General features: G+C 67.2%; 21 protein-coding genes and 1 pseudogene. 11 read left to right on the top strand and 11 right to left on the bottom strand.

Annotated features, from left to right (window positions below; all coding sequences use genetic code 11):
- Nucleotides 1-105: 105 nt before the first annotated feature.
- Entirely contained in the window at nt 106-342 is a 237-nt protein-coding gene (locus AB0E02_RS04350) for a DUF6296 family protein (protein WP_030413553.1), read from the bottom strand.
- A 462-nt stretch (nt 343-804) separates the two neighbouring features.
- Here AB0E02_RS04350 and AB0E02_RS04345 point away from each other — a divergent pair, with 462 nt between their 5' ends.
- From AB0E02_RS04345 to AB0E02_RS04330, 4 genes are all read left to right on the top strand, one after another.
- The gene (locus tag AB0E02_RS04345) at nt 805-1182 is read left to right on the top strand and encodes a VOC family protein (RefSeq protein ID WP_362135833.1); all 378 of its coding nucleotides are present in this window, start codon (nt 805-807) and stop codon (nt 1180-1182) included.
- Between the two features lie 425 nt (nt 1183-1607).
- A complete protein-coding gene (locus AB0E02_RS04340; protein ID WP_267881487.1) occupies nt 1608-1733 on the top strand; it encodes a hypothetical protein in 126 nt (41 codons plus the stop codon).
- Between the two features lie 232 nt (nt 1734-1965).
- Nucleotides 1966-2781, top strand: coding sequence for an alpha-ketoglutarate-dependent dioxygenase AlkB (locus AB0E02_RS04335; RefSeq protein ID WP_362135830.1), 816 nt, complete (start codon nt 1966-1968; stop codon nt 2779-2781).
- Nucleotides 2782-3001: 220 nt separating this feature from the next.
- Nucleotides 3002-3247 carry a DUF2277 domain-containing protein gene (locus AB0E02_RS04330; RefSeq protein ID WP_362135828.1) on the top strand — a complete coding sequence of 82 codons (246 nt, stop codon included), beginning with the start codon at nt 3002-3004 and terminating at the stop codon, nt 3245-3247.
- 71 nt (nt 3248-3318) lie between these two features.
- On the opposite strand, the gene AB0E02_RS04325 is transcribed toward AB0E02_RS04330, so the two are convergent.
- From AB0E02_RS04325 to AB0E02_RS04315, 3 genes are all read right to left on the bottom strand, one after another.
- Nucleotides 3319-4332: an endonuclease/exonuclease/phosphatase family protein gene (locus AB0E02_RS04325; protein WP_362135826.1), complete on the bottom strand. Its 1014-nt coding sequence runs from the start codon at nt 4330-4332 to the stop codon at nt 3319-3321.
- Nucleotides 4333-4401: 69 nt separating this feature from the next.
- Nucleotides 4402-5019 (bottom strand): flavin reductase family protein, encoded by a 618-nt coding sequence (locus tag AB0E02_RS04320; RefSeq protein WP_362135824.1) that lies wholly within the window; start codon nt 5017-5019, stop codon nt 4402-4404.
- Nucleotides 5020-5444: 425 nt separating this feature from the next.
- Nucleotides 5445-5660: a tautomerase family protein gene (locus AB0E02_RS04315; RefSeq protein WP_362135822.1), complete on the bottom strand. Its 216-nt coding sequence runs from the start codon at nt 5658-5660 to the stop codon at nt 5445-5447.
- Between the two features lie 689 nt (nt 5661-6349).
- On the opposite strand from AB0E02_RS04315, the gene AB0E02_RS04310 reads away from it, so the two are divergent.
- Nucleotides 6350-6739, top strand: a complete 390-nt coding sequence (locus AB0E02_RS04310; RefSeq protein WP_362135820.1) for an AQJ64_40280 family protein — start codon at nt 6350-6352, stop codon at nt 6737-6739.
- Nucleotides 6740-7154: 415 nt separating this feature from the next.
- Here AB0E02_RS04310 and AB0E02_RS04305 read toward each other — a convergent pair whose 3' ends face one another.
- The gene (locus tag AB0E02_RS04305) at nt 7155-8120 is read right to left on the bottom strand and encodes a chlorophyllase (RefSeq protein WP_362135818.1); all 966 of its coding nucleotides are present in this window, start codon (nt 8118-8120) and stop codon (nt 7155-7157) included.
- A gap of 170 nt (nt 8121-8290) precedes the next feature.
- Here AB0E02_RS04305 and AB0E02_RS04300 point away from each other — a divergent pair, with 170 nt between their 5' ends.
- Complete coding sequence (locus tag AB0E02_RS04300; protein WP_362135816.1) at nt 8291-8887, top strand: TetR/AcrR family transcriptional regulator; 597 nt, start codon at nt 8291-8293, stop codon at nt 8885-8887.
- A gap of 819 nt (nt 8888-9706) precedes the next feature.
- Here the strand turns inward: AB0E02_RS04300 and AB0E02_RS04295 are convergent.
- Nucleotides 9707-10075 (bottom strand): luciferase family protein, encoded by a 369-nt coding sequence (locus AB0E02_RS04295; RefSeq protein WP_362136114.1) that lies wholly within the window; start codon nt 10073-10075, stop codon nt 9707-9709.
- A gap of 329 nt (nt 10076-10404) precedes the next feature.
- Between AB0E02_RS04295 and AB0E02_RS04290 the strand changes: the two are divergent.
- Nucleotides 10405-10878: pseudogene (locus AB0E02_RS04290) on the top strand (IS5/IS1182 family transposase); the annotation flags it as partial.
- Nucleotides 10879-10885: 7 nt separating this feature from the next.
- Here AB0E02_RS04290 and AB0E02_RS04285 read toward each other — a convergent pair.
- Together AB0E02_RS04285 and AB0E02_RS04280 are read right to left on the bottom strand one after the other, a co-directional pair.
- Nucleotides 10886-11590, bottom strand: coding sequence for an SDR family oxidoreductase (locus tag AB0E02_RS04285; protein WP_362135813.1), 705 nt, complete (start codon nt 11588-11590; stop codon nt 10886-10888).
- 438 nt (nt 11591-12028) lie between these two features.
- Nucleotides 12029-12304: a hypothetical protein gene (locus tag AB0E02_RS04280; RefSeq protein WP_362136112.1), complete on the bottom strand. Its 276-nt coding sequence runs from the start codon at nt 12302-12304 to the stop codon at nt 12029-12031.
- Nucleotides 12305-12801: 497 nt separating this feature from the next.
- On the opposite strand from AB0E02_RS04280, the gene AB0E02_RS04275 reads away from it, so the two are divergent.
- Entirely contained in the window at nt 12802-12978 is a 177-nt protein-coding gene (locus tag AB0E02_RS04275; RefSeq protein WP_362135811.1) for a hypothetical protein, read from the top strand.
- Nucleotides 12979-13068: 90 nt separating this feature from the next.
- Here AB0E02_RS04275 and AB0E02_RS04270 read toward each other — a convergent pair whose 3' ends face one another.
- Entirely contained in the window at nt 13069-14163 is a 1095-nt protein-coding gene (locus AB0E02_RS04270) for a hypothetical protein (protein WP_362135809.1), read from the bottom strand.
- Between the two features lie 302 nt (nt 14164-14465).
- On the opposite strand from AB0E02_RS04270, the gene AB0E02_RS04265 reads away from it, so the two are divergent.
- Both AB0E02_RS04265 and AB0E02_RS04260 read left to right on the top strand, forming a co-directional pair.
- Nucleotides 14466-14675 (top strand): DUF6243 family protein, encoded by a 210-nt coding sequence (locus AB0E02_RS04265; protein ID WP_362135807.1) that lies wholly within the window; start codon nt 14466-14468, stop codon nt 14673-14675.
- Nucleotides 14676-15364: 689 nt separating this feature from the next.
- A complete protein-coding gene (locus AB0E02_RS04260) occupies nt 15365-16198 on the top strand; it encodes a PIG-L family deacetylase (protein ID WP_362135805.1) in 834 nt (277 codons plus the stop codon).
- Nucleotides 16199-16476: 278 nt separating this feature from the next.
- On the opposite strand, the gene AB0E02_RS04255 is transcribed toward AB0E02_RS04260, so the two are convergent.
- Nucleotides 16477-16995 (bottom strand): RICIN domain-containing protein, encoded by a 519-nt coding sequence (locus AB0E02_RS04255; RefSeq protein ID WP_362135803.1) that lies wholly within the window; start codon nt 16993-16995, stop codon nt 16477-16479.
- 590 nt (nt 16996-17585) lie between these two features.
- Here AB0E02_RS04255 and AB0E02_RS04250 point away from each other — a divergent pair.
- A complete protein-coding gene (locus AB0E02_RS04250; protein WP_362135801.1) occupies nt 17586-18308 on the top strand; it encodes a hypothetical protein in 723 nt (240 codons plus the stop codon).
- Between the two features lie 155 nt (nt 18309-18463).
- Here AB0E02_RS04250 and AB0E02_RS04245 read toward each other — a convergent pair whose 3' ends face one another.
- Nucleotides 18464-18808: a hypothetical protein gene (locus AB0E02_RS04245; RefSeq protein WP_362135799.1), complete on the bottom strand. Its 345-nt coding sequence runs from the start codon at nt 18806-18808 to the stop codon at nt 18464-18466.
- Between the last annotated feature and the right edge of the window lie 18 nt (nt 18809-18826).

Raw genomic sequence — 18826 nt, 5'->3', positions numbered from 1 at the left:
GCGCAAGGAGAACGGCGGCCACCGGCCCGGGCACGGACACAAGCAGAGGCAGGGCCACCGGTCCGGTACTGCCACCGGACCAGTCACCGCCCGCTCCGCCACCCCTCAAGCGTCAGCGCCCAGCCGGCGCGCGAGGAGCGGTGTACGGGGTGCCTGGTGTCCGCCGCTGGCCAGCATGCGCACCTCGCCCCGGTCGCTGATTTCCGCGCGTACGATCCCCGATTCGTCCTCGTAAACCGGATACCCGCCTGCTCCGGCCCGCTCGGTGCGGCGGACGACCACCACGTCGTCCTCTACGGCGGGGGCTTGAAACACCAGCTCATAGCGTTCCGGGTAATCCATGGCGGCCTCCCGATACGGCTTGGCCCTTCCATCGTCACTCAGGCCCGCCGAGCGCGCCTCAGGAAACGGCGCTATGCCCACACGGAAGACCGCACAGTGCGATCACGGAGCGTTTGGGCCCCGCTCCCGTGCGCTGTCACAGGAGCGGGGCGGGTCCGAGAAGCGCCAGCAGCTCGGATAGTTACGGGTCCCACCGTACGGGCCACCACTGACAATCGCGGTCCGGGAGAGAGCGCGCGGTACCGCCCGCACGACGCCCGACAGCAACTGGCCACCCGAGAATCGCCCTGGCGCGCCATCGGGGCATCACCCGATCAGGGGAGTACCCTCCGGTCAACCCAAGGCCCTGACAGAACAGACGGTCGCAGCTGACTACAGACGAATGCGCCGACCAAGCCGGGACCACCGGGGCAGCCGGGACGGCCGGGACAGCCGATCAAGCCCAGAATGAGGTAGCTGAAGGTGACGAGGAAACCCCAGTTCTCGATCGCGACGGTCGCCCTGGACTGCCCGGACGCGCACCAGCTGGCCGGCTTCTACGGACGACTGCTGGGCTGGAACGTCACCGCCAGCGAACCGGACTGGGTGCTACTCCGCTGCCCGGACGGCGGCACCGGCCTTTCGTTCCAGTCCGAACCGGACTATCGACCACCGGTGTGGCCCGAACGCCCCGAGAAGCAACAGAAGATGCTGCATCTCGACATCCGGGTCGACGACCTCGACGAGGCCGAGCAGTACGCGGTCACACTCGGCGCGGTCCGAGCCGACTACCAACCCCAGGAGGATGTGCGGGTGCTCTACGACCCGGCCGGACACCCCTTCTGCCTCTTCCGCGACTGACCAGCTACTGACCCCCACCTCAACTCCCGTCCGTCCCACGTCCGTCTCCCGTCCGTCTCCCGTCCGCCTCCTCGCCTCCCCCGCCTTTCCCTCCCCTCAGCTCCACTGAGCTCCATTGAGTTCCCCTGAGTTCCTCTGGGCTCCCCTGGGCTCCCCTGAGCTCACTGTCCGGACGCGGAGCGTGTGGGAATGGACACATATAGCCAGCGAATCGCGCCCACCGGACCACCGGTCCTGGCTGGTCAGGGAGTTGAGGTGGAGACAGGGACGGGGGTCGGATCGGGCCATGTGAGCCACCGCGCGCCGCAGGCGGGGAGGCGTTGTCAGTGTCTGCCCCTAGCATTGCTCATATGTCCCCAACTCCTTCTGCCCATATGGGTGTGCCTGTCCCTGCCTCCGAGGCGAACGAATCGATTCGGCGGTTCGTGCGCGCTCGGCGTGGTCTGGCATGGACGGCGCAGGACATGGCGGAGTACGCGGCACTGCTGGAGGTCTGGACGCTGGCGGTGCGGTCAGAGGGCGCGGACGTCGTGGTGGTGGAAGCGGCCTGAGGTCGCAGCACGCGCATCAGACCAAGATCAGAACAAGCTCAAGATCAGAACAGCAACGGCCCACACCTCGCGCGCAGAGAATCAGCCAATCAGTATCAGCCCATCAGCGAGACCAGGCGGACAGCACCCGGCAAAGAACCGGACAGGACGCGGGCAAGAAGTGCCGCCGCGGGCGGGAGCAGGAAACCGGGCGGGCAGGCCAGCGGACGGGCAGGAACCCAGGCAGGAACACATGAGCACGCCACTCCCCGGCTTCGAGAGCTTCGGCACGCCCGAAACAGAGCCCACACCCGCGGGGAGCGGGGAGGCGCGCGGCGAGCAGGCCGGCAGCACGCCGACGAGCGCCCGCCGGGAGATCGCCCCCGGCGCCGTACACGTCCCCGGTTGGCTGTCCCTGGCACAGCAGCAGGCGCTGGTCGTCGCCTGCCGGAACTGGGCGCGCGGCCCCGTGCCGATCCGACACACCAAGCTTCCGAACGGCGGCGTGATGTCCGTCCAGACCGTGTGCCTCGGCTGGCACTGGCAGCCGTACGCCTACACCCGTACCGCCGACGACGTGAACGGCGCACAGGTCGCCGAACTCCCCTACTGGCTGGTCGAGTTGGGTCGCCAGGCGGTTGCCGCGGCATACCAGGACCGGCATCCCGCCACAGCGGCCGCGCGCCCGCCCCACACCCACACACGCGACACCTGCACACCCAAGACCTACACACCCATCTCCTACACACCCGACACGGCACTGATCAACTTCTACGACGACCAAGCGAAGATGGGCATGCACCAGGACAAGGACGAGCGCTCGGACGCTCCCGTGGTGTCCCTCAGCATCGGCGACCGCTGCGTCTTCCGCTTCGGCAATACCGAGACGCGCACCAAGCCGTACACCGACGTCGAGCTGGCTTCCGGCGACCTTTTCGTCTTCGGCGGGCCGTCCCGCTTCGCGTACCACGGCGTGCCCAAGGTACGACCAGGCACCGGCTCCCCCGCCACCGGCCTGACCGGCGGCCGCCTCAACATCACCCTGCGCATGACGGGCCTCAAGGGCTAGAAACAGGGGATGAAGCAGGGAATGGAACTCAACAGATCTCTAGGTTGATGAGGATGAAGAGCCAAGGTCCAAGCCGCCGAGCTCCCGAGACCGGCCAGGCCTGACCAGGCCAGGTCAGATCAGGTCAGGTCAGGTCAGCCCAGGTCCACCAGCTCGGCTCCACCGGCTCAGGCCCATCAGGGCGCGTGACTCCGACGCCGGAAGCCCGCACACTGAACTCATGTGCCGCAGCATCAAGACGCTCCGCCCGCCGATCACCCCCGAGGTCACCGAAGAGGACATGCGGGCCGCAGCCCTGCAGTACGTCCGCAAGATCTCCGGATTCCGCGCCCCGGCCGCCCACAACCGCGAGGTGTTCGACCACGCCGTGGACGCGGTGGCGGCAGCGACCCAGGACCTTCTCGACGGCCTACAGATCCGCGGCTCCACCACCCGCCGGCCCAGCAGCGAGCCCACCCGCCAATAGCCCCACCCCACCCCACGCCACAACACAAAACTCACCCACCCCGCTGCCTCACCCTCCCAACCGCCTCATCCTCACCCTCCCCACCCCACCATCGCCTGCACCGGCAGGTGATCGCTCGGAAACTGACCGTGCGCGGAATAGGTGTTGATCACCGCGCGCCGCGTCCGTACGCCCGGCGATGTGAGGATCCAGTCGATACGGTCCCCGTCCGGTACCAGCGGCCGGTATCCGTGGAAAGTGCCGTACTGCGCGCTCCGCTCCTCAGCCGTGTCCCAGCTGTCCACGAGCACCCCGCCGTGCAGCATCGCGTCGTACACGGGATTTCCGTGCGCCGCCACATTGAAGTCGCCGGTGACGATCCGGGGCAGGGCGGGGTCAAGCCCGCCCAGCCTCTCAGTGATCAGCGCCGCGGACCGCTCCCGCGAATACTGATGCGCATGATCCAGATGCGTATTGAGTGCGTAGAACTCGCTTCCCGTACGCAGATCCCGGAAACGTACCCAGGTCACCATCCGGATAACGGTATTTCCCCAGGTCGCCGACCCGATCAGATAGGGAGTATCGGACAGCCAGAAATGGTCGTACTCCAGCGGAGCGAGCCGCCCCACCCGGTAGAAAATCGCCGCGAATTCGTCCTTGCTGCCACCGCCCCGCCCGGTGCCCAGCCAGGCGTAGTCCGGCCCCAGGTCCTCCGCGATGTCGCGCAGCTGACCGTAGAGCCCCTCCTGGGTGCCGAGCAGATGCGGGCCCTCCCGGCGAAGGAGGGCCCGCATCACGGGGCGGCGCTCGGCCCAGGAATGCGGCCGGGCGTCCGAGGCATAGCGCAGGTTGAACGTCATCACGTGCAGCGCCGGCCCGCCGTCGGCGGCGTACGCGCTCTCCGCCCCGTACGCCGTCGCCGTCACCACCGTCCCGCTGACCGCCGCAGCCGCCACCGCCCGCACCACGACCCGCCGCCGAAACCCGGGCCCACCCGTACCACCGGCAGTAACACCAGCAGCGCCGGCAGCCCCATCCCTTACGTCACTCAGCTCAGCTACGTCGGCTAACTCAGCCACGCCCGTCACGTCAGTCACGTCAGTCATCCAACACAGGCTCTCGAAGAATGCCGTGAGCGGGAAGTGACCCTCAAGGGAATGCGCCCGGAATCAGCCTCAACGGTCGCTGGCCGGCCCCCGCCAGTCCGCATGCCGAATACGCGACAGCTCCCGCACCTCACCGACCGTCCCCCACTCGTCCCGCCCCAGGCGCGCCAACGGCTTCAGCCGGGAAATCTCAGGATGACCGTCGACCAGCACGTCCTGCGAAACGACCGCATGCACCACCCGCCCGAAAACGATGACGGAGTCCCCGATCCCCATGGTGGAGTGCACCTCGCACTCCAACGCCACCGGCGAGGCCGCCACCCGCAGCGGCTTGACCCGCAGACTCGGCTCGGACTCGATCCCGGCCGCCTCGAATTCACTCACACCGTGCGGAAAATCGGTCGCCGTGTCATTGATCTGCTCAAAAAGCCCCTCGGACGCAAAATTCACTACGAATTGCCCGGTCGCCTCGATGTTAAGGAGGGTGTCCTTACGCCCGACCGAACTGAACTGCACAACGGGCGGCGCGACGCTGGCAATGTTGAAGAAGGAGTGCGGGGCAAGGTTCGCGGTGCCGTCCTCGGAGACCGTGGAGACCCAGGCAATGGGCCGCGGCACGACCGTCGCGGTCAGGAGCTTGTAGAACTCTCTGCGGGGCATCTCAGCGGGATCAAAGTCAATGCGCATGGTGATCAGTATCCAGGTGGCGGCCGCGGATCGTACAGCGGATCCACGGCGCCTATCTGCGCACCTCCTCCGATCGCTTCGGGCTCGAAGCAGGCGTGGACCGGCAACTGGAGGATGCGGAAGACTCCCGGCGCCGCCTGGGCTGGGGTTCTTTCGCCAAGATCTATCGCGAGAACGACACCTCGGCCTTCAGTAGGGGAAAGCGAGAGGTGCGCCCGGAGTGCCCGGTGTGCCGGGAGGATCCACGTGCCCGAGTTGTGCGTGGGCCGCCGGTAGGGAGGGTGCGGTCAGCATCGCTGTTCAGCGGATCACAACGTCGCGTTCTTGCCTCCCATCGGTCCTTTCGCTTCTGCGCGTTGGTGGTGATCGCGTTGCCGGCGGTCCGGTCGTAGGTGCACACGGGGTCGGACCGCCGGTGGGTGTGGTCAGTTGTCGGGCGACTGCTGGATCTCGGCGGCGGTCAGGACATGGCCGCCGATGCCCCAGCCGCCGTCAGGTACGTCCTCGACGAGCACCAGGGTCGTGGCGCGGGCGCGTTCGCCGTAGATCTCGACGTACAGGTCGGTGGTGCGGGTGATGATCTGCTCCTTCTGCCGCTGGCTGAGGGTGTCTGCGGGGTCCTTGAAGTTCGCGTATGGCATGGGGAGTTCGTTCCGTCCTGGATTCGCGTGAGCTGGCCGCGGCGACGTGCGATCACCGCACTCTCACCCTCGGCCGGTTTGTGGTCGGCTGCCAGGGCTGTGCCCACCCTGGGGTTGTCGCCCCCTGACTCTGCGCACGTCGTACCCGGCACGATGCGGGTACGGACCTTCCTGAACTCGCCGGATTCCTCAAGTCCCGGCGGCTGATCCCGCCGATGCGGGCCTGCAAAGCACGCGGCCGCATCGGGCCCGACTCGCCGAGGACGTAAATGACCACGCTGTCCCAGCGGTTGGCCACACCCCCGGTCGACGCGGCCCGGGCCAGGAAGGTGCCCGTTCCGTATGCCCGCCGTGCGAACAAGCAGTGGCGGGCAGCGAGGCGACGGCGGCCGACGCCGCGAAAGCCGCAGCGGACCGACGCGGAAAACCCGGTGTCGCATGGTCGACAAGCTGCCGATAGGAGGGAGCGCGTCCCGCCTCGGACGCTCACAGCGATCCGGGCGACTCGACTACCCTAGATCGTGGCCATCGAGGGAAGTTCGCCGTCCAGCGCTCGTTCCGGTTCAAGCAACCCCCGCGGGCGCGAGGCAGTCTTTACAGGCAGGTGTCGAGGTGGGGCAGCGCCCGCGCCGACCGCCGGAATACAGGTGGGAAAAGACGACGTGCCGCGTGCCTGACTGAGGGTGTAGATGACGAATCTGAACACCGTGGTGACGTGGGTTGACGCACGCGAGCGGCTGCCTCGGAGCGGTGCACCGGTGGCAGCGGCGATCACGGGCCGGTATCCAGCTGACAGTGCCACAGAGTCCGGGGGCGACACAGCACTGGGTGAGGAATTTTGGCTGGTGAGGCCCATGGTCTTCATGACTCTGCACTGGAGTGAGGACGGGGCAGAGCACAGGGACTGCTTCGTCGACTCCGACGGGGTTGTCCGCTTGCCCCACGGCCTCGCCAGCGCCGAAACCGTGACGCACTGGGCCGAGCTGCCCACCCTGCCGCGCGGGACGACGCACCTCGTCCTCGGGAAAGGCGTGCAGTCAGCCCTCCAGAACGCGTGGGGCCCTCGCCCCCTCACCTGAACCACACCCTGACCGGAGACGTGGCGGACACGTGGCGGGTGCATACGTAGCCGGTCGGCCTACCGGAGCCGGCTACAGGGCGCCGCGCAGGGGGTCCCTCTGGATACGGCTGCTGAGAGAGTCGTGCGTTGGCGAGCGGTCCTCAGGAGGCTCGATCTGGAGCACACGTTGCGGTTCATGAAACAGAGCCTCAGTCGGACCGGCCGAGGATCCATACCCTGTCGGACCGGCCGAGGATCCACACCCTGGCTCTGTTCCCGCGTAGCAGCAGCAGTTGTTCACGTTTTGGAGCAGTGTGCGGGATCGGCTGCGATTCGAACAGTGCAGGGGCGTCTGGGCGGCGCCGAGGCAGCCAATTACGGCTGAGGGTCCTGGGGGTGGGGACCGCCCGTTTGCGTACGCGTCTGCGGCTGGGTTACTTGACGTCGACCCGTCCTACCCGGTCGGGACCGGTCGTCAGTGCCTCGCACGTGGTCTGCCACGTGGGGGCACCGGGGTGGAGCTGGGTGTGGAGGTAGGCCGCGGTGAGCCGGGCGAGGGCGGCAACTCGCTCGGGGTTCTCGTCGGTGGTCTCGGCGGCGTCGTATCCGGCGATCCCGCCGAGTCCGTGTTCCGCGTCGAACAGGGTGAGAAGGGTCTTGGGGCCGGGGGCGAGGGTGTAGGGGTCGGCGTGCCAGTCCGGTCCCATGTCCGTGAAGTGCCGAGAGTCGTCCTTGTCGCCGGCGACGACCAGCGCGGGTGCGGTCATGGTGGAGAAGTCGACGGCCCCGATGATGGGCCATTGCTCGGCCATGGGCCCGTTGAGGACGTCGCCGCCCCTGCCGGGCGCGGCGAGCAGCACGCCCGCCTTGATCCGGGGCTCGACGAGGTGCACCACGTTTCCGGTGTCGGGGTCGGTGAGTCCGGCGCCGAGCAGGAGGGCGGCGGTGAAGCCGCCGAGCGAGTGCCCGGCGAGGGCGACCTTGGTGTGGTCGATTCGTCCGGCGAGCTGCGGCACGACGTTCTCGATCACGTCGAGCCGGTCGAGGATGTGGGTCATGTCCTCGGCGCGGGAGCGCCAGAAGTCGGGTGCGCCTGGTGCGTCGGCGACCAGGTGGCTCAGTGTCCTGGAGGTGAGGTGGGTGGGCTGGACGACGACGAATCCGTGTGCCGCCCAGAAGTTGGCGAGCGGCGCGTAGCCGTTGAGCGAGGAGAGGTTGTTCGAGGGGCCGTGGCCGTGGGAGAGGAGGATGACGGGGAGGCTGGTTCCGCTCACGGGGGCGGAGACGCGCACCTGGAGGTCCACGGGACGTCCGGGCACGGAGAGGACTACGGGGCTGAAGGACAGGACCGGCACGGGTGTGCCCAAGGTGTCGGCACTGGTGGCGGTGGATGTGCTCACGATGCGGGCTCCCTTTCGGTGGCGCCTGCCGCCCGCCCGGTCACCTGCGGCCGGCGGACGGACAAGACAGTCAGGAGCGCCCCGTTTCGGTTAAGCTGAAACGGAACACTGCTCCATTTACTATCTGGAGCGATGTTCCGCTTTGTCAAGTGGTGTGGAAGGAGAACGTCATGGCCAGCGAGGGCCCCGCAGGGGAGTCGTCGTCCCGAAGCAAGCGGTCCGACGCCCAGCGCAATCGGCAGACGGTACTCACCGCCGCCGCCGAGGTCTTCGTCACCTCCGGCGTCGACGCCCCGATCCGCCAGATCGCGGCCCAGGCAGGCGTCGGGATGGCCACGATCTACCGCCACTTCCCGACCCGGGCGGATCTGGTCACCGCCGTCTATCGCCACCAGATCGAGGCATGCGCCGAGGCCGGCCCCCGCCTACTGGCGAGTGCCGACTCCCCGCTCGACGCACTGCGCCAATGGATCGACCTTTTCGTCGACTTCCTGGTCACCAAGCACGGACTCGCCGACGCCCTGCAGTCGGACAGTGACCGCTTCGCCACGCTGCACGCCTACTTCCTCGACCGCCTGCTGCCCGTCTGCGCCCAACTGCTCGACGCCGCGGCCGAGGCCGACGAAATCAGGCCCGGCACGCAGCCCTACGAGCTGATGCGCGGCATCGGCAACCTCTGCATCGGACGCGACCACGACCCCCGGTACGACCCCCGGCGCCTGATCTCCCTCCTCCTCCAGGGACTCCAGCAATCTCGGGAGTGCTGACGCCGACGAGCGACGTCGAGACCTGGCCCCTCCCCGACTTCCACGCGATGCGAACGGCCGCCCGCCAACAGGCCGGAGACCGGCAAGCCACAATGCCCCTGAGCCGGTGCTGCCACTTCTCATGAACATCGAACACGGCCTCATCAGGGTGCTGCTCATCGTCGTGAACATCCGCTGTCGTAACTCGGGCTCTGACTCAGCTTTTGTGGTCAATTACTGTGAGCGACAATCAAGTGTCGACCTGCCAGAGAATGAGAGAGCGCCCGATGATGCCGCCGTTCTGCGTCATATGCCGTGTTCCGTACCAGCATTCAGGCTTTGAATACGAGGACTTCACCCTCGTGAGCTTCCGGCCCACAATGACGTATCCGGATGATTGGGCTGGTCACCCGGAGCATTGCGAGTGGTTCTGCCCCGCGCATCGACCCCTCACGGAGGGCCTGACGCATCTGCCGGCCGTGGAAGCCCTGGCACGCATCCAGGCGAACCTGCGCGAGACGACAGACCAGGAAACCTAGGGGCGGCCCAGGAGCGCGACCGAAACGAAGACTCAGGCCATCCATCACTCAAGGCGGCCGCATCACAGAAGTTGAGCCAGAGCCGTAACTCCTGAGCAATGCCAACGCCCCGAGCCACACGCCGAGTTCGGCGCGCAGCACAGCGAGAAGGACGGGTGGCAACACCGGCATCGCGCTCTGTGCCGACTCATCGGACCGGATCCGTACCGGCACAGCGCTGCGAAGCGGCAACCCACCCAAAGCCGCACCCAGACAACGGCGCGGCAGGCGTGAATCGCCCTTCTTCAGATGGGCGAGGATTTCAACCCGTCATGCCATCCGGGGCCTTGTCTGTTGGACGCCACCTCACGGGCCGTCGTGACCTCCAGCCTGGACGGCGGCAGGGCGCTTGCGAGGCTCCCTGGGTGCAAGGGTCCGTTCGGACCGTTTCGGCCAGCTCCGGTCGGCTACCTGTCGCGAACAGTGCGGCGCTGACGAGCGTGGCGAGCAGGTCGATGTCGGAGCCCGATTCGAGTCGGACCGTGATCCAGCCGGATGTGGTGGGCAGCTTGAGGGCGCTCGACCTTTGCAGTGCCGGGCGCAGCCGGTCGATCATGCAGTGGGTCAGGTGTACGTCGGCCTCGTTGCCGCCGTGGAAGTGGACGATTTCCTGGGTGCCGGCGCAAAGCAATGCCGTGCCCCGCAACGCGCACGACCCCGCGAGAGCGCCGGCCAATCGGCGAGACGTGCGTTCGCGTGTTCGGCCAGGTTCATATCGTCAGCGTGCCCAATCCCGGCCCAAGGGCATAGGGCTGCGGCAAAGGGATCTCGGATCCGGACGAGACAGCTGTCCCAGCGAGCAAAGCCGTGCACGACTCTTCGCTTCCGCTTCATCGGCCGTCCACGGCCCCGGTAGCCATCGGGCTGAGGCTGGGATTTCGAGGAAGCCAGGGTGTCGAGATGTTCAGCGCCGCGCATGCGATGGGTAACCGTCGAGCCGGCCTGCGGCCGATACGGGGGGCCGCAGGCCGGTCCCCCTGCGGAGGCAGGCATGAACGCTCTGGCATGACGGGCGGCTGTGGAATCCCGCTGGGTCGGGTCTTGGTCGGAGCGAACCGCCACGACTCCCCACTGCTGGAACCGACCCTCGATCTGCTCGACGAACTCGGCCCGCTCCCGGACGAGATCACCGTGTACCTGCACGCCGGCTACGGCTCGGACGCCACCCGCGCTCTGCTCGACGCACGCGGACTGTACGGGTGCGTTGCCCACAAGGGCGAGAAGGCCCCCGTCCAGGCCAGCGGACGTTGGCAGGTCGAGCGGACCCATGCAGGGCAGAACGCTTTCCATCGGCTAACCCGCTGCTACGAACGGCGAATCAGGATGATCGACGCATTCGTCGACCTCGCCGACACCGTCATCACCGTCCGCAACCTCATCCGCCGGGCATGGACGACATACCGCTGGGGCGGCCGCCCCAACCGGCGACCATGAACGGCGATTACACAGGCTGACCGAGCGGCCTGACAATCACCGTGTTGATGTCGACCCCCCTCGGCTGGCTAATGGCCCAGACGATCGTCTCGCCCAACTGCTCCGCCGACAGAAAGTCGCGGTCGGGCAGCCCACCGGGGGCGCCATCGAAAAAGTTCGTCCTCGTCGCGCCCGGCGAGACGAGGGTGACGCCGATGCCGTCAGCAGTCACCATCCTCCTGGTGTTCTCCGCGATGCCTGTGACGGCCCACTTCGTTGCACCGTAGATGTTGCCTGGCGTGTGGACGTGGCCGGCCACGCTGCCGACGAGCACGATCCGCCCCTTGCTCTCACGTAGTGCGGGCAGCGCGGCATTGATGAGCAACGCGGGGCCGAGGACGTTGGTCAGCACCATGTCGTCCCAGCCTGTGGGGTCACCGTCGGCCAGGTCGTCGAAGGTTGCGTAGCCCGCGTTGGCAACGACGACATCCAGCCGGCCGAACGCCGTCACCGTCGTCGCCACCGCCGTCCGGACGGCCTCATGGTCGGCCGCGTTGCCCGGCACAATCAGCAGTCCGTCCGGCTGTCCGAGCTCCGCAGCGAATCGGCGGAGCCGGTCCTCGCTCCGACCAGTGATCGTCACGCGGTACCCCTGCTTCACCAGTTGCCGAGCCGTCGCGGCCCCGATCCCGCTACCCCCGCCGGTGATAAGTGCGACTGGAGAGTTCGTCATGTGCAGCCCCAAGGAATGTGTCGTGAAGTCAACTCGGGGATTCCAGCAGTTGGAGTGCACTCCAAGTCAACCACTTTGAGAGGTCGAGCGGGTAGCTAACTTGCCTATCGGCGCGACCACTATGGGTCGATAGCCGCTGGAGGAAGCAAGGAGGGGTTGGCTGCTTGCAGCCGACCCCTCCGATCACGCGCATCAAGCCCGATGGCGCGACTCATTTGCACTACGCAGTTTCGGCTGGCCGGCTCGCGTAGGCCGGGACCGACTGTCCTCGCCAGCGTCAAGCGGGGCCCTGCGCAGGCCGGTTGAGGCCTTCGTCGTGTCCGTCCGCTCACCGGCGGACCGGGCACCCGCAGCAGCGGGTGCCCGGCAACCTTGGCGACATCCTCCCGCCGACGCGCTTCCCCAGTCCGATCCTGTTCGTCGGGCGTTCGCTCGGGATCAGGCCGTCATCGGCTGCCCCGCTTTTCTTGTCCGCCGGCTCAGCTCCTTCAGTGCGGTGGCGTGGATCTCGGAGAAGCTGGGGAACGGCTGGATCGTGTCGCGCAGCACGTCGAGTGGGACGCGGGCGCGGATCGCCAGCGTGGCCTGCAGCATCCACTCCCCCGCGTCGGGGCCGAGCGCATAGGCGCCGGCCAGCTGTTCACCGTCGCTGAGCAGTGTCATGAAGCCGTTCGATTCGGCGTAGGCGTGTGTGTAGGTGGCCGTCTTGGGGATTCCGTAGGCCGTGCGGTCGCGCTGAACCGAGCCTCCGTGGCGCCTACCGCAGCGGCCTGCGGATCGGTGTGGGTGACGCGCGGGACCGCCTCGTCATGAGCTTCGCAGGGCTCGCCGAGGATGTTCGACGTGACGACCTCGCCCTGGTACTCGCCGACGTGCGTCAGAGGCCAGATGCCGGTGACATCACCGACCGCCCACAACCGCTCCCCCGCCCGCATGCACGCATCGACCGGGCCCCCCGGGCGTCCGCCGTGACGCCGACGGTCTCCAGCCCGATCCCCTCGACGCGCGGGCGACGACCGATGGCGACGAGCAGGCGGTCGCCACGCAGCTCGTACTGGCTGCTCCAGCAGCGTACGCCAGCGGTACGCCCGTCGTCACGACGGTGATCAGGCGGCCTCGACGAAGCCCGCGCCCTGGCCCTGGCCGGGCGCGACCACCTGCCGGCTGACGCCGTCGGCGCGGCAGCCGTAGCGACGTCCACCGGCGTCCTGGTGCTCACACTCAACCGGGCCGGCACCACCACCGGGCTCAACGTCTCCACCCCGGTCAAGCAGTTGCTGGACGGCCGCGGTGGCGGCACCGCCGACATCGCTCAAGGAGGTGGCATCCCGCGCGATCGACTGGGCGGCGTACTGGCCGATGTGCCGCGTCTCGTCGGACGTGGCTGAGCGCACAAGCAGCGGTGAGGTCCTCAGGCCCAACCGGTGCGGGTGTCGCGATTTCGGCGCCCGCACCGATGGCCACCGCGTATCCCACTTTCAGGGGCAGCCCAAAGCAGTGAGCCTCGACGTCACGACGGCCAGATGGTGCGAGGTCGCCCAGGCTCTCCACTCCGTCCCACCGCCTGCTTTCGCCCGCTGTCGATTCGCACATTCCTCAAGACGAGCGTCTCCCCACGACGTACCCGCGCCGGTGGGCGGCCGGTAGGGCGAGGAGACCAGGTCACGGCTGAGGGTGAAGAAGTCGTCGTTGCCGGGACGGGTCTTTGGATAGACAAAGACCTGCCAGTCTGCCGCCGTGGTGTAACGCATGTTGGGATGCGGAGTCCCACGAGCCTGCAGGGGCATTCGCGGGTGCGTCACACCGAAGTCGCCGAAGTCAGGCACTTCTCCACGCCACTGGTCGCGAACCTGCTTCCAGAGAAGCGCATCTTCCCTCACTACCGGCGTTGCTCGCCCGCGCGGGAAATTCGTCAGGTTGACCGGGAAGGCACCAGCAGCCACGCACTCATGCCGCCAAGGCCACTGCGTCATGTGCTTGAGCGTGTCCAGCACCTCAACTGCCAGTACTCTCCTTCCGTCCCGAGAATGCACAGGCCCAGCGTCAATGATCAGATCGATTTCCTCCGGCGCAGCGCGGAGCGTTCGGAGCATCTCGCGGACTCGTTCATCGTCCGGGCGGCGTTCTTGTGCGTCAGGAGCCGACGAGATGCGTAAACAACCGCCCTGCTGGTGCCACGCCATCACCGCACGAACCTCGGCGAGCGTCTCGTCGGTATCAGTACCTCTGAAGACCGGGCACATCGCAACCTGTCGACAGCTCAGCGACTCGCCGATCCTCACCATCGGACCGCCCGCATCGCCCTTGAGTACCTGCGCTGTCGGCAAGGCTCCGCAGTCGACCGTGAGGACCATTCCATTCGGAACATCTTCCATGGCACGGTCACAGAAGGTCTCCAGGAGATCCCGAACGTCGCAGTCGGGCACGACCTCCATCACCGGACGTATCTGGGACTGCACCTCCGCCGACGCATGCCCCAGTGCCAGAAACTCCCCCGCCTTGCCCTTGAGAATTGGAACGTAGGCCACCGGCTCCCCCAAGCACAGCACGCACGCAGCCAGTTGAAGTACCAACCACTCTTCTCAGAATGACGCATCGTTCCCATACCCGACAGAGTCTCGAATCAGCCATCCCGGCTCAAAGTGCGGCGAACGCCGCGAGATCGGCCTCATCCCGTGCCCCGGAGCAAACAACGCGGCAGCGAAAAACTTGGTGTGCGGGGCCGACGGAACCGGGTAATGTCCTCGTCATGTTCTTCCAGACACCGATTTACGAGTGAGAGCGTGACGGGCCCCTGCTGACGTCCTTCGGCGTCGCCGCGCCCGTCCCCCACCGATGAGTCCGTAGATCACTTCACATCATTCCGGGAGAACCCGTGAGCAAGAACATCAACAACCCCGTGGGCATGGGCGGCGGCCAGCGCAAGAGGCTCTCCCGCGCCGAACGGCAGAACAACGGTCCGCACCGCAACCTCGACCGCCAGGGTGCCGCCGACCAGAAGGCGGAGCTGGTGCGCAAGATGCGCGAGAAGGCAGCCGCAGCCGAGGGCGCCGGGCAGACGGGCAACGACACCGCACAGAGCTGACGCACCGCCGCCGCAGGGCGGCACCGCACGGGGCAGGCCCGGACCGCGACGCGCGGTCCGGGCCCTGCTGCCGTACCGGGCGCGGCCGGTCCCGCTCAGCTCTCGGCCGACCACCCGGGGCAGCCGCAGATTCAGCAGCCCCTTCAAACGCGGGAGTTCGACTCCCATCAATAGTGCAGCTCAGCACCGCGTACAGGTAAAGGTGCACATCGCACAGCATCACGTGCAGATCCGAGGCGGCGAGGGCGGCTTCGGGGCATTTCACATCGCAGCACCATGGAAAACGGCGATCTGCGACGGATACCGTTGGCGATTTGGTGGCGCTCCAGTCATCCATCGCGAACGAGACTTCGCGTAAGCCAGGTCGTTTGAGAACGCTGGCCACAGTCGGTCTCAAACGACCTGGCAACCGTGCTGGTCAGCAACCCACCATACGCAAGGTGCCGCCACAGGACGGAAGTTCGCGCCTGCACCTCGATCGCGTGGAACCCCGAAGCCTGGAAGGCCATCGCCGCGCCGGGAACAACCAGGCCGGTCGGCACGGTTGCATCGACCGAGGGGCCGAAGCCGCACGGGCGGGAGACACGGAAACCACCAGGTCGTCCGCCCCACCAGGATCCGATCCCCAGGATCGCGGTACACCCGCCGCGCACTCGGAACAAGACGTATTTCTGCAGGAGGACTGTTTCATGACTGACCGGCCCTTGACGCTCATGGCGGTGCATGCCCACCCCGACGACGAGGCCACCGGAACCGGAGGGGTCCTGGCGCGGTACGCGGCCGAGGGCATCCGCACGGTTCTCGTGACGTGTACCGACGGCGGTTGCGGTGACGGGCCAGGGGGTGTCAAGCCGGGCGATCCCGGGCACGACCCGGCGGCCGTCACTTTGATGCGCCGTCAAGAACTTGAGGCGAGCTGCGACGTCCTGAAGGTCAGCGATCTGGAGATGCTGGACTATGCCGACTCCGGGATGATCGGCTGGCCCAGCAACGACGCCCCCGGATCGTTCTGGCAGACCCCCGTGGAGGAAGGCGCCGCCCGACTCGCGGAACTCATGCGGCACTACCGGCCCGATGTGGTCGTCACCTATGACGAGAACGGCTTCTACGGCCACCCCGACCACATCCAGGCCCACCGCATCACCATGGCGGCGCTGGAGATGACCGCGCTGACCCCGAAGGTGTACTGGACGACGATGCCCCGCTCGATGATGCAGCGGTTCGGGGAGACCATGCGCGAGTTTCAGGAGGACATGCCGGAGCCGGATCCTGCCGAGGCCGCCGCGATGGCCGAGATCGGCCTCCCCGACGATGAGATCACCACGTGGGTGGACACCACCGCATTCAGCGGTCAGAAGTTCGATGCCCTGGCCGCGCACGCCAGTCAGGGCGAGAACATCTTCTTCCTCAAGATGGGCAAGGAACGGTTCGGCGAGTTGATGGGAATGGAGACCTTCGTACGCGTCAAGGACGCCACCGGCGCGGCCCTACCCGAGAACGATCTCTTCGCCGGACTGCGCTGATCCGCCCGTCCGACCGAGGCCCCGGAAAGGCGCATCGGCCGCAGGCGTGATCGAGCGGACACTCCGGAGGCTTGTCCACACGAGTCCCGCTCCGGCAGCCCGCCTCCAGCCACTCGCCGGTCGCGTCAACACGTGTGCGGCGGCCCGGCCCCGGGTGTCCGGATCGGGCTCCTCGTGGTCCTGCTCCCCGCTCGCGCGAGGATGGGCGCCCCGGTACATCGATGTGACACGGCCGTGCGCGCCAGCAACCGCGAGCACGGCCGTGGCCGGCTGATGTGTTAGCCGACGAAGGTGAACCGCTGGTAGGACAGTCCGTTGTACCCGAAGGCGCGCAGGCCGAAGTCCAGGCTGTCGTCCATCACGCGGCCGGTGTTCTGGTTTTTGAGCGTCTTCGTGCCGTCGGACTGGTAGATGATCGACCACCGCTGGTACGCCGAGTAGTTGCAGCCGAAGGCGCGCAGGCCGTAGTCGGCGCTGTCGTCGATGCAGCGGCCGGTGTTCTGGTTCTGGATGACCCAGGTGCCGTCGGACTGCGGATACCAGTTGAAGTTCTGGTAATTGAGCCCGTTACAGGTGAAGGCGCGCAGGCCGGCTCCCCATGAGTCGTCGACGCAGCGGCCGGTGCTCTGGTTCTTGAGGGCGTAGAAGTAGATCTGGCCGTTGGCGATGGCCGGGCCCTTGGGCCTGGGTGTGACGGCGTGTGCGGCCGTGGTGCCGGTCAGCAGCAGCGCGGCAGTGGCGCAGGCGGCTGCCGCCGGTCTCGCAATGCGGGTGGCGAGGGTGGTACGCAGGCGCATGATGGTCCTCCCGTTGTGGTGGTCCGCCTGCCCCAAGGGCAGGCGGGTAGGCGCCGCGGCCGTGCGCTGTGGAGCGGGGTCATCAACCCGGCCGCGCATGCCTCGCACACGCTATGGGTCGGACATGAACACTTCAATCCGGTCTGGCATGCACTATCCGGTATGGCCGGTTCCGTGCGGTCTGACCGCCCCAGGCACATGCCAATGACGCACGGTCCTCGCCCCGGTCACCGTCTTCGAAGCGAATAGTTGTGATCGATCGCCTTGGCCGGTTCCTCGGCGTGGGCGTCGAGCAGCGGCTTGAGTGCGCTGTAGTAGGGGTGCTGGTCTGCCGTTCCTGCCCAGTGGCGCGGTGGCCACCTTGGGAAAGGTGACGCGGAGGCGATACAGCGTTCCCTTGGACGGCAAGAACCAGGCGGGGATGGCTGGATCACCCGACGGGACGTACCCAGTCGGCAACAGGGCTGGCGTCAGGTCGTCGGATCGGACCAGAGGCAGATCGGTAGGCCGGCGGTACGACCACGGTCCGACCTGGAAGTGTGGACCGTGCTCCGACGACGCGGCGTGTGCTGCGGCAGCATCTTTGCACCATGACCGTCACTTCTCCGTCGAACACTGCATCGCACTCTGTCTTTCCGGGACGATGGGTGGGCGGCGCATCCCTCATCATCGGACCCTTGCTGGTGCTCGCCGGTGCACTGCTGCGGGTGCGCTTCGGCTTTTTCTTTCCCGACCAACTGAGCGCGTACGAGCATCATCCGGACCTCATGACAGCCTCGTACAGCCTGGTGTCCGCAGGATGGGTGGTGCTCTGGCCGGGCGTCGCGCTCCTCGCCGCCGACATCGGTGCGCATTACAGGGAGCTGGCTGTGTGGGGCGGCGTTCTAGCAGCCCTGGGCTTGTTCGCCCGGGCGTTCCACGCTGGTGTGGACCACGCAGGCTTCCAACTGGTGACCGCTCAGGGTGTAGCGTCGGCGACCCGAACGGTGAGCGAGACCCATGGTGCGTTTCATGTCTTCAGCACGCTGAACGCCGCCATCATGGGTGGCTGGATCCTGCTGGCCGTCGGCGCCTACCGCTCGCGGGTGCTCGGCCCCCTGCGCGCGGCGGCCTTGGCTCTGGCATCGGCGATGCCGCTGGGAGTGCTGAAGGGGACGACCGCCTGGTCGGTCGCGGCGGCTGCGGGGTTGTGCGTGGCGCTTCTTCCGCTGGGCGTAACCGCATGGCGCACCGGGCCAGAGGCGGGGCCGCTGCTGCGGATCGAGCTGGAGCACGGTGCAGCGGATGCAGGCGTGTTCGTGCTGGCAGGGTGAAAATCGACCCCACTCCTAGTATCCGCGCAGGTCACGAAGTGTCGTCCCCGCACCCGCGGGGATAGTTAACGTGTGTGCCCGCTATGCCAGAGGGCCTGGATCCGTCGTCGGATCCAGGCCCTCGCGCATCTGGCGGGCTCAGCTGGCGTACCGCATCAACGCAGCTGGCGTCCCATCCTTGCCGACTGACGGTTGTGCCCCTTGGTGTCCCACCACTCTTCGAGCAGGGCGTGGACCAGGTGCACGGTTTGCTTCAGCCGTTCAGGTTCGGGCTGGGGTGAGGTCAGCACGTCGGTGAAGGACTTGTCGTCCCAGGGGAGGGTGAACTCCCAGTCTTCTTCCGGGTGCCGTTGCCCAACGACGGTGATCCGGTACGTGAAGGTGACGCTGCGATTGGCATGGTGACGGACCGACAGGTTCGTGACCTCAAACCTGACCTGCCCGTCGCCAGAGGTGTACGAGTGAGCCAGAGCTCGCTCTGCAGGCGTCTGTTCCAGCACGCGAGCCATCCTCCTTCG

This window comes from Streptomyces sp. NPDC048196 (assembly GCF_040652715.1).
In the GTDB taxonomy this organism is placed as follows: Bacteria; Actinomycetota; Actinomycetes; order Streptomycetales; family Streptomycetaceae; genus Streptomyces; species Streptomyces siderophoricus.
This window is presented reverse-complemented; position numbering and strand designations above follow the sequence as displayed.